General features: G+C 72.7%; 3 protein-coding genes and 2 pseudogenes. All 5 read right to left on the bottom strand.

Features of this window, described 5'->3' with window-relative positions:
• A pseudogene (locus tag CCN33_RS31950) lies at positions 1-79 on the bottom strand (DNA-binding response regulator); the annotation flags it as partial.
• Positions 76-1,260 carry a sensor histidine kinase gene (locus tag CCN33_RS11235; RefSeq protein ID WP_086693494.1) on the bottom strand — a complete coding sequence of 395 codons (1,185 nt, stop codon included), beginning with the start codon at positions 1,258-1,260 and terminating at the stop codon, positions 76-78. The gene CCN33_RS11235 and the pseudogene CCN33_RS31950, both read right to left, overlap by 4 nt.
• Positions 1,261-1,265: 5 nt before the next feature.
• Positions 1,266-2,024, bottom strand: a complete 759-nt coding sequence (locus CCN33_RS11230) for an ABC transporter permease (protein WP_086693493.1) — start codon at positions 2,022-2,024, stop codon at positions 1,266-1,268.
• The gene (locus tag CCN33_RS11225) at positions 2,021-2,956 is read right to left on the bottom strand and encodes an ABC transporter ATP-binding protein (protein WP_208621714.1); all 936 of its coding nucleotides are present in this window, start codon (positions 2,954-2,956) and stop codon (positions 2,021-2,023) included. The genes CCN33_RS11230 and CCN33_RS11225 overlap by 4 nt, the downstream gene beginning before the upstream one ends.
• 129 nt (positions 2,957-3,085) lie before the next feature.
• Positions 3,086-4,174 (bottom strand): annotated as a pseudogene (locus CCN33_RS11220) (hypothetical protein); the annotation flags it as partial.

The following is a 4,174-nucleotide window of genomic DNA, read 5'->3' as shown; positions in this document are numbered from 1 at the left end:
CCAGCCCGAGCAGCGCGGCGAGCGCCTCGCGGACCATCGACTGGTCCTCGGCGAGGAGGACCTTGATCGTGCTCGTCATGACCCGGATACTACGTCCGCCACGACGGCCGACGGGACGCGGGCGACCACCCGGAATCCCTTGGCTGACCGCCCCGCCTCCAGCGTGCCCCCGGCCCCCTGGAGCCGTTCCGCGAGCCCGGTGAGCCCGTTGCCGGGCCCCTTCCCGGAGCCGCCCGAGCCGTTGTCCTCGACGGACAGCTCCAGCACCGGCCCGTCCAGGGTGTGCCGGTGCAGCAGCTCGACCGCGCACCGCTCGGCCCCGCTGTGCCGGACCACGTTGGTGACGGCCTCCCGCAGCGTCCACGCCAGCGCGGCCTCGGCCTCCTCGGGGAGTCCGGCGAGGTCGGGCTCGGCGGGGATCTCGGCGACGACCCCGGCGGCCGTCAGCGCGACCTGCGCACCGGCGAGTTCGGCGGCGAGCCGGGGCCGGCGGTACCCCGTGACGGCCTCCCGCACGTCGACCAGCGCCTGCCGGCTGACCCGCTCGATGTCCGCGACCTGCTGGGCGGCCTCCTCCGGCCGGCCCGGCAGCATCCGCCCCGCCAGCTCGCTCTTGAGCGTGATCAGGGACAGCGAGTGCCCCAGCAGGTCGTGCAGGTCACGGGCGAGCCGCAGCCGCTCCTCGTTGGCCGCGAGCTGCGCCACGGTCGCCCGCGCCTTGCGCAGCTCGACGGTGGTGCGGACGAGCTGCCGCACGCCTGTCATGGCGAAGCCGATCAGCACCACCAGCAGGATCAGGTTGCGCGCCTCCTCCTCGCCGGTGTGCAGTCCGACCAGGTACATCACGGCCGCCGAGGCCGGGATGGCCCAGTAGGTGGCCTTGGCGGGGAGGGTCGCCCCGCAGGCCACCGAGAGGTAGACGAACAGGCCGAGCCAGGCGCTGCCCAGGGTGTAGGCGAGCAGCGGCGCGAGGACGCCGAGGACCAGCAGGAGCACGACGACGGCGGGCCCGGAGAAGGTCCGGCCCATGTTGCGGAAGACCAGCCCCAGGTAGACCGCGACGAACGCGGTGAGTCCCACCGCTCCGGCCCAGGTGGCCACCGCCCCGTGGCGGCCGCTCACGAGGTCGTGGACGGGTGAGCTGAGGAAGACCAGCCAGACGCCGATCCACAGCAGCTTCACCCACAGCTCGCGCCGGCTCCGCGGCGGACGCCCCACGGGGGTGTCCGCCCCGGTCCCGGCGTACCGGTCCTGCGTCATCGCGTTCACGCCTTCAGCGTGTCCTTCCGGTACAGCCAGGCCGCGCCGCCCGCGAAGAGGACGAAGTACACGGCGAGGACGGCGACGTCCCGCGCGTGCGGGGCCTGGCTCTGCTCGACCGCGCGTCCCAGGGCAGCGTACGCGTACGTCGGCAGCCACTCGGCGATGTCCTGGAGCCAGCGGGGGAACCCGGCCGAGGGCATCCACAGGCCGCCGAGGAGGGAGAGCGCGAAGTAGACGATCATCGTGATGGGCCGGACCGCGTCCCCGGAGGCGAGGTAGCCGATGGCGACGCCGAGCGCGGCGAAGACGAGGCTGCCGGCCCAGATGACGCCGGTGAGCGCGAGCCACTGCCAGGCGTGGAGGCGGACGTCCTTCACGACGGCGGCGACGATGAACACCATCACGATGGACGGCAGGCTCACCACGGCGGCGCTCGCGGTCTTGGCGAGGACGTAGCCGTGGCCGGGGAGCGGGGTCAGCCGGAGCTGGCGCACCCAGCCGCTCTCCCGCTCCTTGGCGATGCGCTCGCTGTTGCCCATCAGCACGGCGGTCAGGGCGCCGAAGGAGGCCATGGAGACCATCAGGTAGGTGGCGACGGTCAGGCCGGTGCCGTCCACCTTCTCGTCGGTGCCCGAACTCCCCGCGAAGATCAGGAAGATGATCGAGGGATAGAGCACGGAGAAGAACAGGAACTTGCGGTTGCGCAGGGCGCGGGCGAGCTCCAGCCTGATCAGGGCCCGTGAGGCGAGGATGCCGGTCATGCGCGCTTGGCCTCCTCGGCCTCGGTGATGGCGACGAAAGCCTGCTCCAGGCCGAGGCCGGCGACTTCCAGGTTGCGGGGGTAGAGGCCGAGCCCGTACACGGCGTGCACGGTGGCGTCGGCGTCGGCCGACTGGATGCGGACGGTCTGCCCGGAGACGTCCAGCGAGGTCAGCGCGGGCAGGGCGGCCAGCGCGCTCTCGTCGACGGCGCCGGTCAGGTCGAAGGAGACCCGCCGGGCGCCCGCGCGTGCCTTGATCTCGACGGCGGTGCCGTCGGCCAGCAGCCGGCCCCGGTGCAGGACGAGCACGCGGTCCGCGACGGCGTCGGCCTCTTCGAGGTAGTGCGTGGCGAACAGGACGGTACGGCCCTGGTCGGCCTGCTCGCGCATGGTGGCCCAGAACGCGTGCCGGGCGGAGACGTCCATGCCGGTGGTGGGCTCGTCCAGCACGATCAGGTCGCTGTCCCCGGCGGTGGCCAGGGCGAAGCGGACGCGCTGGGCCTGGCCGCCGGAGAGCTTGTTGACCTTGCGGTCGGCGATCTGCGTGATCCCGGCGCGGGCGAGCACCTCGGAGGCGGGGTGCGGGCGGGGGTGCAACGAGCAGGCGAGGCCGACCAGTTCGGCGACCGTCACGTCCTCCATCAGCCCGCCGCTCTGCAGCATCGCCCCGACCCGCCCGGCGACGATCGCCTCGCGCGGCCCAGTCCCGAACACGGTTACCCGCCCCTCGTCCGGCTGCTTCAGCCCGAGCAGCAGATCGAGCGTCGTGGACTTCCCCGCCCCGTTGGGCCCGAGCAGCGCGACGGTCTCCCCCGGCCGCAGCGCGAGCGACAGCCCGTCCACCGCCCGCACGTTCCCGTACGCCTTGCTCACCTGCTCGAACCCGGCCACCACCGGCACGTCGGTCGCGGTCGCCACCGCTGTCGTTGTCATACCCGTCATGCTGGCCGGGAGGGGGGTGCGGGCGGCAGTGCCGTCGGTCCTGAGTGGCGGATGACAGATGTCATACGACGGCGAGGGCACCCGGAGCGTGTCCAGGTGCCCTCGCCGTGCGGTGCCCGGCTAGTTCGGCTTGGTGTCGATGGTGCCGACGCGCTCCGCCGCGGTCCTGCCGACCAGGGCCTTGCGCAGGGCCGCCACGACGTCCTGCGGGAGCACGTCCCGCTTGCCGGTGGCGCTCTCCACCTTCACGCCCTGGAAGGTGGTGCCGTACGCCTCCTTGAGCGCCTCGAGGTTGTAGGTGTCGGTGAGCTTGCCGCCCACCGCCTTGAACCCGAGGATCTTCGGCAGCGAGCGGGGCCCGAAGTTGATGCTGTGTGCCGCGTCGACCCGGACGGTGACGAGGTTGGACATCGCGGGTTCCGCGAACGCCTTCATCTCGCGGTCGACCTCGGCGTTCGGGACCGTCGGCTGCCTGGTGGTGGTGGGGACGGTGACCGGGGTGGCGGTGCCGGTCTCCACCAGGGTGCGGTAGGCCTGCTCGACGGCCTTGGTGGAGCCGGCCGCGTCGATGGCCTTGCCGGGCTTGCCGTAGACGGCGACGGCCTTGCCGGACTCGAACTTGATGCCGCCCTCGACCACCGAGCCCGAACCGCCGCCCGCCTGCTGGAGGGCGACCTGGAGCTTCTCCTCGTCCACCGGGGTGACCGGCTGGACGACCCGCTTCTGCCCGAAGAGGGAGCCGATCACGGAGAGCGGGTTGTAGTCGCTCTTGGCGGCGTCGCTGACCGTGGCCTGGTAGTCGAACTGCAGGCCCGCCTTGTCCGGGGTGAGGGCCACGTTGCCGCCGCCGACGGAGAGCTGGAGCGGCTTGTTGACCCGGTCCCGGAAGGCGTCGTCGAGCTTCTTGACCGCGTCGTCACGGGTGCCGCCGCCGATGTCCACGCCGAGCACGGTGGTGCCCTTGGGCACATCGGTGCGGTTCATCAGCAGTCCGGCGCCGTACGCACCGCCCACGACGACGACCACGGCGGCGACCAGCAGCATCAGCTTGCTGCGGCCCTTCTTCTTGGGCTGCGGCGCGGCCTTCGCCTGGGGCGCGGGCGGCTTGGGGGCCGTGTACGCCGGGCGGTCGGCGGCCGGGGCCGCCCCGAACGGGCCGGCCTCGTCACCGGGAAAGACCGGGATGCCGCTGGTGACGGTGTGCCCGGA

This window comes from Streptomyces recifensis (assembly GCF_002154615.1).
In the GTDB taxonomy this organism is placed as follows: Bacteria; Actinomycetota; Actinomycetes; order Streptomycetales; family Streptomycetaceae; genus Streptomyces; species Streptomyces griseoluteus.
The sequence above is the reverse complement of the archived record's forward strand: the minus strand, read 5'-3'. Positions and strand labels throughout refer to the sequence as shown.